This window comes from Paenibacillus sp. B2(2019) (assembly GCF_008370385.1).
Taxonomy (GTDB): Bacteria; Bacillota; Bacilli; order Paenibacillales; family Paenibacillaceae; genus Paenibacillus_AQ.
On record NZ_VTZR01000002.1, the window covers coordinates 145117 to 159519 of the forward strand.

16 protein-coding genes are annotated in these 14403 nt (G+C 44.4%); 10 read left to right on the forward strand and 6 right to left on the reverse strand.

Annotation, left to right across the window (positions count from 1 at the left end):
• Positions 1 to 27: 27 nt before the first annotated feature.
• Positions 28 to 417, forward strand: coding sequence for a DUF1499 domain-containing protein (locus tag PAENI_RS00990; protein WP_042186839.1), 390 nt, complete (start codon positions 28 to 30; stop codon positions 415 to 417).
• Between the two features lie 299 nt (positions 418 to 716).
• Here the strand turns inward: PAENI_RS00990 and tpx are convergent, their stop codons facing one another.
• Positions 717 to 1235, reverse strand: a complete 519-nt coding sequence (tpx, locus tag PAENI_RS00995; protein WP_042186841.1) for a thiol peroxidase — start codon at positions 1233 to 1235, stop codon at positions 717 to 719.
• A gap of 116 nt (positions 1236 to 1351) precedes the next feature.
• On the opposite strand from tpx, the gene PAENI_RS01000 reads away from it, so the two are divergent.
• Both PAENI_RS01000 and gltC read left to right on the forward strand, forming a co-directional pair.
• Positions 1352 to 1987, forward strand: coding sequence for a rhomboid family intramembrane serine protease (locus PAENI_RS01000; protein ID WP_076283402.1), 636 nt, complete (start codon positions 1352 to 1354; stop codon positions 1985 to 1987).
• A gap of 4 nt (positions 1988 to 1991) precedes the next feature.
• Positions 1992 to 2906 carry a glutamate biosynthesis transcriptional regulator GltC gene (gene gltC / locus PAENI_RS01005; RefSeq protein ID WP_149643953.1) on the forward strand — a complete coding sequence of 305 codons (915 nt, stop codon included), beginning with the start codon at positions 1992 to 1994 and terminating at the stop codon, positions 2904 to 2906.
• A gap of 35 nt (positions 2907 to 2941) precedes the next feature.
• Here gltC and PAENI_RS01010 read toward each other — a convergent pair whose 3' ends face one another.
• Together PAENI_RS01010 and PAENI_RS01015 are read right to left on the reverse strand one after the other, a co-directional pair.
• A complete protein-coding gene (locus PAENI_RS01010) occupies positions 2942 to 3613 on the reverse strand; it encodes a zinc metallopeptidase (RefSeq protein WP_042186846.1) in 672 nt (223 codons plus the stop codon).
• A 35-nt stretch (positions 3614 to 3648) separates the two neighbouring features.
• A complete protein-coding gene (locus PAENI_RS01015; protein ID WP_042186848.1) occupies positions 3649 to 4083 on the reverse strand; it encodes a MerR family transcriptional regulator in 435 nt (144 codons plus the stop codon).
• 546 nt (positions 4084 to 4629) lie between these two features.
• Here PAENI_RS01015 and PAENI_RS01020 point away from each other — a divergent pair.
• The 3 genes from PAENI_RS01020 to PAENI_RS01030 are packed head-to-tail and all read left to right on the forward strand — an operon-like array spanning position 4630 to position 7883.
• Positions 4630 to 6024 (forward strand): ammonium transporter, encoded by a 1395-nt coding sequence (locus tag PAENI_RS01020; RefSeq protein WP_042186849.1) that lies wholly within the window; start codon positions 4630 to 4632, stop codon positions 6022 to 6024.
• Positions 6025 to 6063: 39 nt separating this feature from the next.
• Entirely contained in the window at positions 6064 to 7137 is a 1074-nt protein-coding gene (locus PAENI_RS01025) for a DUF294 nucleotidyltransferase-like domain-containing protein (RefSeq protein ID WP_149644545.1), read from the forward strand.
• Positions 7134 to 7883 (forward strand): exonuclease domain-containing protein, encoded by a 750-nt coding sequence (locus PAENI_RS01030; RefSeq protein WP_149643954.1) that lies wholly within the window; start codon positions 7134 to 7136, stop codon positions 7881 to 7883. Before PAENI_RS01025 ends, PAENI_RS01030 begins: the two co-directional genes overlap by 4 nt.
• On the opposite strand, the gene PAENI_RS01035 is transcribed toward PAENI_RS01030, so the two are convergent.
• Positions 7865 to 8347, reverse strand: coding sequence for a M67 family metallopeptidase (locus PAENI_RS01035; protein ID WP_149643955.1), 483 nt, complete (start codon positions 8345 to 8347; stop codon positions 7865 to 7867). The genes PAENI_RS01030 and PAENI_RS01035 overlap by 19 nt on opposite strands.
• A gap of 150 nt (positions 8348 to 8497) precedes the next feature.
• Here PAENI_RS01035 and PAENI_RS01040 point away from each other — a divergent pair, with 150 nt between their 5' ends.
• Positions 8498 to 9061 (forward strand): TlpA family protein disulfide reductase, encoded by a 564-nt coding sequence (locus PAENI_RS01040; RefSeq protein WP_076283167.1) that lies wholly within the window; start codon positions 8498 to 8500, stop codon positions 9059 to 9061.
• A gap of 96 nt (positions 9062 to 9157) precedes the next feature.
• On the opposite strand, the gene cimA is transcribed toward PAENI_RS01040, so the two are convergent.
• On the reverse strand, positions 9158 to 10777 hold the full coding sequence (gene cimA, locus PAENI_RS01045; protein WP_149643956.1) for a citramalate synthase: 1620 nt from the start codon (positions 10775 to 10777) through the stop codon (positions 9158 to 9160).
• A gap of 179 nt (positions 10778 to 10956) precedes the next feature.
• Between cimA and PAENI_RS01050 the strand changes: the two genes are divergently transcribed.
• From PAENI_RS01050 to PAENI_RS01060, 3 genes are all read left to right on the forward strand, one after another.
• Positions 10957 to 12288 carry a DNA polymerase IV gene (locus tag PAENI_RS01050; protein WP_371915713.1) on the forward strand — a complete coding sequence of 444 codons (1332 nt, stop codon included), beginning with the start codon at positions 10957 to 10959 and terminating at the stop codon, positions 12286 to 12288.
• A 150-nt stretch (positions 12289 to 12438) separates the two neighbouring features.
• Positions 12439 to 12681, forward strand: coding sequence for a ferredoxin (locus PAENI_RS01055; RefSeq protein ID WP_042186857.1), 243 nt, complete (start codon positions 12439 to 12441; stop codon positions 12679 to 12681).
• Between the two features lie 134 nt (positions 12682 to 12815).
• On the forward strand, positions 12816 to 14249 hold the full coding sequence (locus PAENI_RS01060) for a L,D-transpeptidase family protein (RefSeq protein ID WP_149643957.1): 1434 nt from the start codon (positions 12816 to 12818) through the stop codon (positions 14247 to 14249).
• Here PAENI_RS01060 and PAENI_RS31715 read toward each other — a convergent pair.
• Positions 14246 to 14383 (reverse strand): hypothetical protein, encoded by a 138-nt coding sequence (locus PAENI_RS31715; protein WP_167348489.1) that lies wholly within the window; start codon positions 14381 to 14383, stop codon positions 14246 to 14248. The two genes, PAENI_RS01060 and PAENI_RS31715, sit on opposite strands and share 4 nt — an antisense overlap.
• Between the last annotated feature and the right edge of the window lie 20 nt (positions 14384 to 14403).

Here is a 14403-nt window from a genome sequence, read left to right on the forward strand (position 1 = left end):
CTTGGGATTTGTAGAGGGGGAAGAATTTTGTCGTTAAAAAGAACCTTGGTCGGTTTATTCCGTAGTCATGATGGAACAAGCGACCGCGCAAAAGATCCGACATTAAAAACGCGTTATTACAATCTAACGAAAGACAAAGCTTGGGAGGAAGTTTCATCAACGCTTAAGAAGATTCCTGGATTCAAGGTGCTTCATGAAGTGGAGTCAGTAGGTGAGATCACTCTGGAGAAGAGAACGGCATTCGGCCGTACACTGGACATTACTGTCTCTGTGCTCAATACCACACCTGTACGTTGTGGCGTAGATATGTACTCTGCATCTAGAGGTTCGCTAGGTGATTTGGGTGCTAATTACCGTGTCATTCAGCGGTTATATGCGTCCTTGGACAAAAAATTAGGAAAATACAAAGCAGACTAATTTTCAGAGATTCTTACTAAACCTTCTTACTTAGGGATTGTATGAATGCGTTTACGCAAATGTTGACTGCTCTGGATATTATCGATAAATCTTTCTATTACAAAAAAAAGCGGGAGAAGGATGGACCTTCTTCCGCTTTTTTCAAAATATAAGAAAGTATAAGTTCTACACCTATACTTTATGTCTTATATTTCTCGCATAAACACTTTGTCGTCCTTGTAAGGACGACAAAGGCATTTATGCTTGCAGTGATAAGTAAGTATTGTCGAAAATGGCCGCTAACTTACTGTTCTAGAGAATTAGAGCAAACTCTTCACAGCAGCTATAGCATCTTCGTAATTAGGGTGCTCAGTCATTTCACTCAAATATTCAACATAGGTGAGTGTGTTGTTCTTGTCTAGTACAAAAATAGAACGCATATCTAACCGGAATTCTTTGATTAGTACGCCATAAGCTTGTCCGAATGAGGCTGCTTTGTGATCGGATAGAGTGATCACGCGATCGATCCCTGCAGCGCCACACCAGCGGGCTTGAGCAAATGGTAGGTCCATACTTACCGTGAGGATAACTACATCGTCACCTAGCTCTGCAGCTTCGCTATTGAACCGGCGGGTCTGTGCATCACATACACCAGTATCTAGAGAAGGTACAACACTGATCAGCTTGATTTTACCGGCATAATCACTAAGAGACACTTCTTCCAGTAGATTCTTACTAAGAACAAAATCAGGAGCGGGATCACCAGCTGTAAGCTTGGGTCCTACGAGAGTGATGGGGCTGCTTTTAAAAGTAGCTACGCCTGTTCTTTCTTGCGTCATATCCTTGTTTTCCTCCTCGAATTGTAATATTGGCTCTTACTGCCACAATAAATTATAATCTTATTTACAGGGAGATGTCCAACAGAGCAAGATATAAATGTAAAGGGATGGGTGTAATGATATTTATTCGGTATGAAAATTGGAAAAGTTATCTCCGGTATTACCCGGTAACATGTCTTCTCATTGTAGCTAATGTGATTATGTTTATGCTCATGGCGTTCAATGGTGGATCCACCAATATACAAACACTTGTTGATTTTGGTGCTATAGTTGATGTTAGCCCGTATAAAGAGGAACTGTGGCGTTATGTGGCGGCTATTTTTTTACATAATGGGTTTTCCCATCTATTCTTTAATAGCTTCGCTCTACTGGTATTTGCACCGCCTCTGGAGCGCCTGCTTGGCTGGTGGCGATATGCACTTCTTTATGTGGTAGGTGGAGTTCTTGCGAATTTTCTAACGATTGCAATCAGCAGTCGCTCAGTATTAGAGGTAGGTACGGTCTCGGTAGGTGCTTCTGGAGCAATCTACGCCGTCTATGGCGCATTTTTATACATTGCTGTTATTCAACGGGCGATGATGGACGAAGGCTCGCGAAAGACGTTATACGGTTTGCTCGTAATCGGGATCATTATGTCGTTTGCAACACCAAATGTGAATTGGGTTGCGCATATCGGAGGCTTGGTTTCTGGCTTTTTCCTATATGGACTTATTATTCGTATATTTAAAAAAAGCCTAAGACAGGGGCGATGATGGAGTGGAGCTAAGACAGCTGCAATATTTTCTAAAGGTAGCCCAAAAAGAACATGTAACAAGAGCGGCGGAGGAACTTCATGTAGCGCAGTCTGCGGTAAGCCGTCAGATTCATCAATTGGAGCAAGAGCTTGGGGTTGACTTGTTCATGCAAAAAGGGCGTAATTTGCAGCTTACGCCGGTTGGACAGCTCTTTTGCAAGCGGGTGGATAGTATTCTTAAGGAATTGGAACATTCGGTAAATGAAGTGCATGAATTTCTAGATCCGGAACGTGGAGAGATTCGTATAGGGTTTCCTCACAGTCTTGGAACTCATCTTATCCCGACTATCGTTGCAGAATTCCGCCAGCACTATCCCTATGTTAAGTTTCGCTTTAAGCAGGGCTCTTACCCTTCGCTGATAAAGGACGTATTATCCGGAGAGGTGGATTTAACATTTATTTCGCCTTTTCCGGAAAATGATGAGCATGTCTCTGGAGATATTGTTATGACTGAAGAGTTATTTGCAATACTTCCTCAGAATCATCAGCTGGCAGGAGAATCTGAGATCCGACTGGAACAGCTTCAAAATGAAAAGTTTGTTCTATTCAGTCAAGGTTATTCTTTGAGACCGATCGTTTGGCAAGCGTGCTTGCAGGCGGGATTTCAACCACAGATTGCATTCGAAGGTGGGGAGACTGATACCATACGTGGTTTAGTGGCGGCAGGGATGGGTGTAAGCCTTCTGCCGGAGATGGCGTTCTATCAGACGAACCCTCTCCAGCCAGCTCAGGTAAGGGTTGTGGAGCCTGCTGTGACGAGGACGGTTGGTTTGATTTACCGAACAGATAGTAAGTTGCCGCTGGTTGCACGTTCGTTTCGGACTTTTTTGATATCCTATTTTAAAGCGAGGCAAAATAATACCCCGGTTGGCTCTTAGCCTTCCGGGGTTTCTTTTTGTGCTGTATTTTTGTATTAGTCGCGGTTACCTAAAAAGACGGTAATCAAACGAAGCAGTTCGAGTAAGGAGACTAGCGCGGCGGCAACGTACGTTAATGCAGCTGCGTTTAGGACTTTGGCTACTCCGCGTTCCTCTTCGTTACGAATGTAGCCTTGCTCTACCATGACTTGACGTGCCCGATTGCTGGCATTGAATTCAACTGGGAGTGTCACAAGCTGGAAGGCAACAGCGGCCGAGAAGAAAATGATACCAAGGCCTACAAGATTAAAGTAACCGAATATAAATCCTGCCATAAGCATGAATGGTGCTATACCTGATGCAAAATTAACTACTGGGAACATCCGGTGACGTAGTGTTAACATAGGATAACTTACTTTATGCTGAATGGCGTGCCCCACTTCGTGACAAGCGACTGAGACTGCTGCGATAGAACTCTCATAATAAACAGGCTCTGATAAGCGTACAACTCTGTGAATCGGATCATAGTGGTCAGAAAGCGTACCTCTTACAGGCTCAATCGGAACATCGTGAAGTCCATTTGCGTCGAGCATGCGTCTAGCTGCTTCATATCCTGTCAGACCGTTTAAGTTGGCCACCTTGGACCATTTGCTGAATGTCCCTTTAACTCTGAACTGGGCCCATAATGAAAAAATAAAAGCGATAATTACTAATAGATACATTCCCATAGCTGCATTCCTCCACTGTATTGTAAATATGGTATTTACATTGGCGGTCCTTGCGTAAGCAATAGAAGCCGAATCGCCTCCATGCAGGCCACTCCTTGTGGGAGTAAGTTAGAGAGCGCGCGTCTGGCCTGTCCCGGCTTCAGACCGCTTATAATGGGTTCAAGTGCCTTTACTTCACGTTCTAGTCGTTGCATATGCTGCTCAAGCTCGACTAATTTATCAGATACGTCAGTTTCAGGAGTAGCCTCGCTCCATTTGCTCATCATGGATTTGATTTCTTCCAATGAATACTTGTCATGCTTTAATTGATTAATACGTTCTAAGTCGACCAAGGTTTCATGACTGTAAAGTCGGTAATTTTTGGTGCTTCTTGACTCTGGGGAGATTAACCCCAATTTCGTGTAATAATCAATGGTGCGCTCACTGATGTGAGCAGCCTTAGCTAATTCTCCAATTCGATATAGAATCATATCCCCATGCTACCTCGCCTCACTAATCGAATTCGACTGTCCATAAAGGATAGTCGTCTCCTATATTGGTGGTTTCTATTATGCTATCTGTAATGATAACAAACTGGAAACCATACAGTCAAACGTCATACTTTCATAAAGTATATGCATTAAAGAGAGGTTAATTCATGAAATGAAATGCGTTGTTTATATACAATACACTCAAACTCCATGTGATATCAAATTTGAACCGATTATGCTCATTAATAAATCCTAACTATAAACATGACATTTAATGTTATGTTTATTGGAGAATCAATAAGGATAATTCGATTAAAAAGTAATATTAGAGCGGATCTTCACGTAGTTATTTCAATGAATTCATAGTTGTATGGGCCTAAAATACTGAGATAGTCCAAGTGTACTATGGAGAATTTGTGAGTTTAGTGAAAATAAAATAAAAACATTCCCAAAAATAGTCTTGTCAATTTACCTGACTTCTGATTATAATGACATTAAGAGTTTCACGCTTTGTTAGAAAATATAACATTGGGGAGTGGGGTAAAAATGAAAAAGAAATGGTTGATGATGTTACTGGCCATGATTACGCTGATGGTTTATCCGGTAAGTGCTTTTGCGGCGGACGGTCCAACAAATGCAGATTTGCAGGTCGGATTGGATACCGCGTTTACCTTCCTGGCATTCATCTTAGTTTTCTTTATGCAAGCAGGGTTCGCGATGCTTGAAGCAGGATCAGTTCGAATGAAGAATGCAGGTCACGTAGCCGGTAAGACGGTACTGACACTAGCCATTGCGAGTGTATGTTTCTGGGCCGTTGGCTTTGGACTTGGCTTCGGTAACGGTAACGGCTTCTTCGGTACTACAGGCTTCTTGTATGGCGGAGATTCAACAGCATCTTCATTTGAATCACTTGCATTTTCTGATGTTACTTTAAATGTTAAATTCTTGTTCCAAATGGCGTTTGCAGCAGTTTCCTTAGCTATCGTATCTGGAGGCATGGCAGAACGTGCAAAGATCAGTGTGTACATTATATTCGGAATTTTATTCTCAATCGTAATTTATCCTGTCGTAGCACACTGGGTATGGGGCGGCGGCTGGTTGGCTGAGCTGGGAATGCAAGATTATGCAGGTTCCACGGTTGTCCATCTTACAGGTGCCACTGCAGCGGTAGTAGCAACCATATTGCTTAAGCCACGACTTGGTAAGTTTAATAAAGAAGGTAAACCTGTTATTATTCCAGGTCATAACCAAGTATTTACTGTACTCGGTGTGATTATCCTCTGGTTTGGTTGGTTCGGATTTAATCCAGGTAGTGCTTTGTCCCCAATGGGAGGTTTCTTTGGTCACGTAGCATTAACAACGAATATCGCAGCAGCAGCAGGCGGTTTGGCGGCATTAATTGCTTCTTGGTTGTATTTTGGTAAATCTGATATTCCAGCAATGCTGAATGGTGTTCTAGCTGCATTGGTTGCGATCACTGGTGCATGTGCTTACGTTGAACCATGGGCAGCAATCATTATTGGTTTAGTAGCGGGTGCGTTCACATTCATGACTTCCCAATGGCTGGAACGTGCAGGACTTGATGATCCAATCTATGCTTTCTCGGTACATGGTATTGCGGGAATGTGGGGCGCGGTTTCCACGGGTCTATTCGCTGCACCGGATCTTATTACTAAAGGTGCTTTGGTAGGGGAAGCCGGATTGTTCTACGGTGGAGGTTTCCACCAGCTGGGTGTTCAAGTGCTTGGGGTAGTAGGAACATTTGCTTTCGTAGCCGTGCTTTCATTCATTATCTTATATGTAATGAAGGTAACAACAGGACTTCGTGTTACGGAAGAAGAAGAATTGATGGGTCTGGATATCAGTGAACATGGTACTTACGGATACCCTGAACAAATGAAATTAATTGCAGAATCGGAATCCAAAACCCTTAAACAATAATATGAATCCTCAGATAGGGAGGCGGACCGTGTGGCTTCGATGGAGTTAACAGACGGGTATGATGAAGAAAGCTTTAGGACCATCGTTTTAGCCGGTTCGCCACAGGAACTTAGGGAGAGGCGAATTGCCTGCCAAAGTATTCTACTGGAACAGTTGAATGTAATTCCGATTGAGGAATGGATGTTTCGTGTGAATACAATGCATGATCTTATTGCAGAGACTGCAGTACTAATATGTGAGGCGCAGATGAAAGAGGCGGGCTATGGCCCGCCTCCCTGTGCTTATTCATTTATTGTGTTTGGCAGTAGTGGAAGGCAAGAAGCTACACTGTGGAGCGATCAGGATAATGGTTTGATCGTTGATGGTGAACCGGATGGGGAGAAGAATAGATACTTTGAGTTTTTTGGAATGATGTTATCCGATCTGCTTGAAGAAGTAGGATATGAGAAATGTGCAGGCAAGGTAATGTGCTCCCAAGGGATGTGGAGGAAGACGTTATCGGAATGGAAGGAGCAGCTGAAGGAATGGAGAACCCAGTTGGAATGGGAGCCAATTCGGTATCTTATCATTTCTTCAGATATGCGCCATGTTGCGGGAAGTACGGAGTTATCAGCATTGTGGCAAGAGGCTTTTTATGAGGGTTTTATTGACAATGGGGAGTTGTCTGTGGCTGTTCTTCGCAATACAGTCCGCCATAAAGCGACTTTAAATCTGCTGGGACAGGTGTTAACAGAGCGCTTTGGGGATTATGCAGGTGGATTTGACATTAAGTATGGAGTCTATATCCCGGTAGTGAACATTGTTAGACGCTTATCATTATTGCATCATATTAGAGCTAGCTCGACCTTAGAGCGAATTGAAGAGCTTGAAAGACTTCACAAATATCAACATCTGGATGATATTCGGCGAGCTTTCTTATTGGCGATGCGGATGCGAGTGAACACGCCATTTAGTGTCCAGAATGGCTTGTTAATCAGCAGTGATTATATTGCTGAGAGTGAACTGAAGAATAAGCAGCTATTGTCTGAGCTGCGTGAAAGTCTGCTGCTTGTTAGACGCCTTCATCGGGCGTTGCAGCGTCAGCTCCGCTCAGCGGAAAGGTGGCGAACATGAGGGAGCCAAGCAAGAATGGAGGATTCTGGAACAACCTGAGACAAGGTGGAATGCCGTCGGCAATCGCTTCGATGAGAGGGGGAGAAACTGCTCATCAGACTGCGCAGCAAATGGCCTATATCCGATCTCTCATGCGTGAGAAGCGTCGTCCTGAGGTGCTGCGTACTCCGCTGTCTGAACTGGAGACGGTTATATTTGATTTAGAGACGACGGGATTTTCTCATCAGCATGGAGATGAAATTATGTCGTTTGGTGCAATTAAGGTTGTTGGAGAGGAAATTAAGGAAGATGAATGCTTTTACACCTTGGTGAATTGTCAGACGGCAATTCCAGAAGATATTACGAGGTTAACAGGGATAACGGAAGAAATGACACAATCCGCCCCTTCCTTAATTGATGGCCTTCATAATTTCATGTCCTTTGTGGGGCAAAATGTGCTAGTGGCACATGCAAGCTCGCATGATAAAGCTTTTCTCAATGCCGCGCTATGGAGAACTTCTAAAGTTCAGCTTACACACCGGGTGCTGGACACGATGATGCTTGCACGTTGGCTTGAGCCGGAGCGAAATAACTATACACTCGATGAACTGTTATTTGTCCATGAAATTCCGATTCATGGACGTCACAATGCATTAGAGGATGCCAAAATGACAGCCCGGCTGTGGGTGGCTTATCTTCGCGAAATTACGGAGCGGGGCCAAGTAGATACCTTAGGCGATTTATATGCTTATTTAAGTAGAACGTGAAGCGGGGCTTGAGATAGTTCAGGGAAAGGGAAAGATGTTCCTTGTTCATTTGAATACCGCTCAATATAAAATCCATTCAGAAATGGAGAGCAGCTATCTTCAGGTCTGGGAGAACCAATAAGGTAGACCTTAAATTCAGGTCCAAGTGCTGCTAATCCTTTATAATCGGCAACCGAAGGTATAGGTTCTGAATTTGGGTGGGAATGAAATAAACCGATGAGTGTCGGCTCATTGTAAAGAACATGAATCCATTCTTCAGGGTGGGGAGTGAATGTGTGCAGCGGGTCTGGCGCTACGTTGCGCATAGGTACGTAAGTATCGATGAGCATGCCACCCGCTGCGGCAGCACCCAGCAGGACTCCGCATGCTTCATGCGGGTAACTGGACAGCAAGTGCTTCCCCAGTGCTTGCTGTACGGAATATTTCAGTCTTATAGGCTGGACATTTCCCTGTAATGCTGCCATTTGTTCACCCCTCTCTCTTCATTAGGGTTTCGTCGCTGACGATACCCTCTTTTTATTTTTCTTTTTGTCTAAAAAATGGATGGTTTGAAATTGAAGTTAATGAGGGTACAATAGTAGAAAACTATTCCATTCGAAAAGGAACAGATCCCTATGAAAGCAGTAAATAAATTGAATATCACGATAGTGATTCTTATTGTATGTGTAGCTGTGTTTGCGGTGTGGCATAATCGTGAGCCGAAGGCTACCGCTGTTTTTGGACAACAAGATGAGCCGCCAATGAAAATAGGACCTAAGGCTGGACTGCTCGCTCCCTCATTTTCACTCCAAGGAACGGATGGGACTACTTATGTAGTTGACGGGCCGCGAGAGAAGGCAGTCCTCGTTAATTTCTGGGCTTCATGGTGTGATCCCTGCAAGGAGGAAGCTCCGGAGCTTAACACCATGGCCACTAAGTATAAGGATGTTCTAGATATTTACGGTATTAATGTGAGTAGTCAGGATTATAAACCCAATGCAGAACGTTTTATTAAGAAATACGGTCTTGTGTTCCCGGTTATGTTTGATGTGAAAGATGAGGTGTACAGCAAATATAACGGGGCAGTATTTCCTACCAACGTGCTTATTGACAAGAATGGAGTGATCTCAGAGATTATTCTGGGCATTCTTAGTCCGGAAGAGCTGGAGAAAAAAATTATCAAGCTTACCGAATCATAAAGGACCTACACCAAAGAATTATAAAAGGCCCCCTTCATTACAGTTAAACTGTTGAAGGGGGTTCTTCGTCATATGAATGCTTATGAAAGGTATGAATTAATGATTTACCAGGCCTCTAGGTTCAGTACTTCCAGACTGTTTATTTTCCAGCGAGAGTTGATTCAGAAGTGCGTAGCGCATACTGTCAACAAGCGCTTCCCAGCTGGCTTCAATAACGTTACTGGAGACGCCTACCGTACTCCAAGTGTCTGTGAAGTTCTTGGATTCAATCAATACCCGTACTTTCGCAGCAGTCTGATCCTGTTCATCTATAACACGGACTTTATAGTCGGATAGATGCATTTCCTTCAATTGCGGGAAGTAGGTCTGCAGCGCTTTACGAAGAGCGTTGTCGAGTGCATTGACCGGACCGTTACCTTCAGCAGCGGTATAAAGGTTCTCATTGCCAACCTTCAGTTTAACGAAGGCTTCAGATACAACTGGATGCTCTGCGGTTTTTTCGACTAACATCTTGAAGGATTCAAAGGTAAAGGTTTCGTTCATCTCGCCAGTAGCTTCCCGAAGCAATAGCTCCAGCGAGGCATCGGCACCTTCAAATTGATACCCCTGATGCTCCATCGTTTTGATCTTCTCGATCACCCGGCGAGCTTGCTCGCTGCTTGGATCCAAATTCAAACCCATATCTTGCGCCTTGGAGAGCACATTGCTCTGTCCAGCCAGTTCAGAGACCAGCACACGTTGTTTATTCCCGACAAGCTCAGGAGCGATGTGCTCATAGGTCCGTGAATCACGCATGATGGCGGAGACATGGATTCCACCTTTGTGTGCGAAAGCTGCATTTCCGACATAAGGTTGATTTACCGGCAGATTAACATTGGCAACTTCACTAATGTAGCGTGCTGTGTTGGTAAGCTGCGGTAAAGAATCACCAGGAATACAGTGGTATCCCATTTTGAGCTGAAGGGTAGGGATGATGGAACATAAGTTGGCATTGCCGCATCGTTCGCCGTAACCATTAATGGTACCTTGAACTTGCCGTGCTCCAGCACCGATGGCGCTAAGTGTATTAGCTACCGCCAGCTCACAGTCATTGTGAGTGTGAATTCCGAGATTTGCTCCTGGTAGCTGCCCAGCCAGAGCAGTAACAATCTCATGAATTTCAAAAGGCAATGTTCCACCGTTGGTATCGCACATTACAAGCCAATCTGCTCCGGCTTCCCGGGCTTTGGACAGAACGGCTGCTGCATATTCAGGATTGTTCTTGTATCCATCAAAGAAATGCTCGGCATCAAAAATTACTTCAAGGCCTTTGCGTTTCAAGTAGGATATGGAGTCGCCAATCATGGCGAGATTCTCCTCAAGCGTAGTCTGTAATGCAGTGTGTACATGAAAATCCCAAGACTTTCCGACGAGTGTAGCAGCAGGAACTCCTGCATCAATCATACGTTTTAAATTGTCATCGTTTTCGGCCAAGGAATTCTTCCGCCGTGTGCTGCCGAACGCTGTGATTTTGGCGTTCAGATGAAGCTCCTTGACTCTTTTAAAAAATTCAATGTCTTTATTGTTGCTTCCCGGGATGCCACCTTCAATATAGTGCACACCCAGATCATCGAGCTTCTTGGCAATCTTCAGCTTGTCGTCAGCCGACAGACTGATGCCTTCACCTTGGGTGCCGTCGCGTAATGTAGTATCGAAGATGGAGATGGACTTAGACATGAGTGTCCTCCTAAAAGTTTTGTAAGCTTCGTCTTCCGGATTCACTTCGTGCAAAACTCACATCGGAAGCATTGGCAAGGGAAATGAATTTATACATTATAGCATTTTTACGCGGGAATGTAACAAAGAACTTTACAGCCTCTTAAGTTGACCTAACCGCAGCGGAGAGGTATTCTAAATTGGACAATAGAGACCCTGAGGATAAGAAGGTAGATATTGTGCAGAATGTTGATCAGTATTATCCAACGAGTGGCAGGGTTATCCTGCATGTGGATATGAATGCTTTTTATTGCTCGGTACATGAGGCAGAGGATCCTGACCAATTCAGGGGTAAGGCTACTGCGGTTGCGGGTAGCGTTGAATTACGGAAAGGGATTATTGTTACTTGTTCGTATGTCGCCCGCAGATTGGGGATCTCGACGGGTATGCAGGTTCAGAAGGCGCTTCGTATTTGTCCATCGCTTATCGTTATTAAGCCGGACTTCCATTTATACCGCAAATATTCTAATGCGTTTATGCAGATTGCTTATAGCTATACACCATTACTGGAAGCAGTGTCGATAGATGAATGTTACTTAGATATAACTGGCTCTCGACAATTCGGTACGCCTATGGAAATTGCGGAAACTATTCAGCGCCGTATAATGGAAGAATTGGGCTTGCCATGCTCCATTGGTATTGCTCCAAATAAGCTTCTGGCGAAGATGGCTTCGGATTTAAAAAAGCCAAATGGTATTTCGGTGCTGCGGCTGCGGGATGTACCTAAGATTTTATGGGATAAGCCATGTAATGAAATGTTCGGTATCGGTGGAAAAACGGCAGAGAAGCTCCGTAAGCTGGGAATTTACAGCATTGGTCAATTAGCGGCGTCTGATGAGAAAATGCTGGTTGAGAATTTTGGAGTTATGGGCTCCTGGCTAAAGCGTGCAGGGAACGGCATCGATCATGGGATAGTAAATCCTGAGCGAGAGCAAAGTAAGTCGATCGGACACACCACTACACTGCCGCGGGATGTTATTGGCCTTGCTGAGGTACGCCCCATTTTGCTGAATCTAAGTGATCAGGTAGCGCGGCGCTTGCGAAAGCAAGGGCTTGTGGCTTCAGGTGTGCAGCTTACCATTCGGACACCGGATATGAAGACCATTACACGTTCGCGGCAGCTTGAGGCGCCTTCAGAGAGTGGAGAAGATATCTACAAGTCTGTCTGTGATCTTTATGTTCGACATTGGAATGGTGAGAAGCCCGTTCGACTGCTTGGTGTGACCTTGCAAGGATTGATCGCTAAAGAGGATTCTGCAATTCAGCTGGATTTGTTCGATTACGAACAGCAGCCTAAGAAAGAGTCACTGACCAAGGCTATGGATATGCTTCGCAATAAGTTTGGTGAAAATGCAGTTTTGACCGCTGGGATGTTAAGTGACACCCATTCTGCAAGGCTCCGTAATCATAAGGAACGAGGCACCTCACTGCAAAAGGATAATCTGTTGTCTGTTGAGTCAGATAAAGATTGAAAAAACGTGTCGAAATTGATACTATAGAATGCGTCAGAAATGCAAACGTATTGAAAATCAATTGAAATTGTATTCTTTTTATATTAATATGAGAAAAATAAGACGCTGGTTCAACAGCGCAGCATTGCTTAACGGGAGGCAGAGAAAAAAATGGCTAAGTACACTTGGGTCGAAAAAGACACTTGTATCGCTTGTGGTGCATGTGGCGCAACGGCTCCTGATATTTTTGATTACGATGATGAAGGTTTGGCAGAAGTTATTTACGAAAATGACAGAAACTGCGGTGTGACAGCGATTCCGGACGATTTGTTTGATGATCTCCAAGATTCCTGTGATGGTTGCCCAACCGACTCCATTAAAATTGCGGACGAACCTTTTAACAAAGAAGGTTAATTACTCGATAAAGAGTAACGTGCGACACCAGATAAAGACATCTTCTGCGAACATTTTGTTCGGCTAGGGATGTCTTTTTTGCTGTGTCTGACCGATATTAATAAAGTAGGAATTATAAACTCTCGGAGGTTCCGATGAAGAACTCACAGCACCTCAAAGCATATGTACAGATGCACCCTGATAACAAAATGGCATGGTACTTGCTGGGGAAGGAATACTATAAGAACGGTCAACATGGAAAAGCTAATTATTGCTTCAATCAGGCTGGTGAAGTGTATGAGGCTTTCGAGCATAGTAAAGTACCTGCTGAAATGCTGCGCGAATACGAAGATGGATTGCTGCAAGCGAGTCGCCAGCGTGAGCGCGGCCAACAAAGATTGAGATACATATCACTGGCGCTAATGCTTCTTATACTGTTAATGGTACCTTCAGCAGTGGCTCCGGGTATTGGTGTTACTGAAGAACAAGAAGTCCTTCAAGACACGGCAGCTCCAGAAGTCAAAGATCTGCCAGATCCAAAAGACTCCGTCCAAGAGCCAGTTATTGAGGCGAAAAAAGTGATGTATACAGCGCAAGAAAATGCAACTGAGGCTTCGCGAGGGAAGTTAATGGCGAAAATGCTAATGCGTAAAGAACCTTTTGAAGCTGCTGCGTTAGGAATGGAGCGAGAGGGAAAATGGCTGCTCTGGAAAGAAAAGCTTCCGCTAAATTTCACACTGCAAAAGAATGGAAAGGGACGGCTGGTATATCAGTCTTACGATCCTAAGGAATGTGCATGTGAGCCGCCAGAGCAAGGGCAACTCGCCAAGGATGGAGCAGAATGGCAGGGTGACCAAGAGGAGCTTGCCACACTATGGAGTGCAATTCGGGCATATCAAGATGCTAAAGGGAAGCTTCCAGATACATTAGCGGATTTGACGGGATCTTTTCCTGAGAACTGGATAGGTGGGACGACAACCGTCATGAAGCGGGAATTCAGCCCTCTTAAAGCGGTGGCTAAGAACAAGATGGCACCGGGAACAGAAGACATAGCGGAGCCTTCAAGCTCATCTAACGATGGTGTGAGGACTATACCGACAGCATTAAGTGTGAGTGGAAGTGTTGCGAGTGACGTTCCTTTTTTTGATCAGCCGTTGAGGGTCGTTGTGGATAAACAAAATCACCGGTTGGCGGTAGTCAGCGGTTCTATTATTCTACGAAATTATGCGGTAGGACTTGGCGGAGATAAAACACCAGAGGGGAATTTTGTGATTACAGATAAAGTCGTCAATCCAAATGGTCGAGATGATGGGGATTTCGGCAGCAGAGGGCTTCAGCTTTCGGACAGTAATTATGCTATTCATGGTACGAATGAGCCTGACAGTGTTGGTAAGGATGAATCCCTTGGATGTATTCGAATGGGCCGAGAAGATGTAGAGGAGCTCTTCGCGCTGATTCCTAAAGGTACAACAGTAGTGATTAGTAAAGGGGTTCTGCCTGAAAAGCAGCTTGTGCCGGCTAAACGCTTCAGCTCTACTGCTAAGCATGATCAGACCAACCCCCACAAAGTATACCACTGGCTGAATTAGTTTCCTGCAACGATAAACAGAACGATGATTAGAAGAATTAGTAAAGTTAAACTGACGCCAATCCACATTAGCGCTTTACGGTTAACTTCTTCTTTCTTTTGCTGCAAAGTTGGTGGTTTACGTTTAGTAGACATACTGGGCATACCTTCTTTCT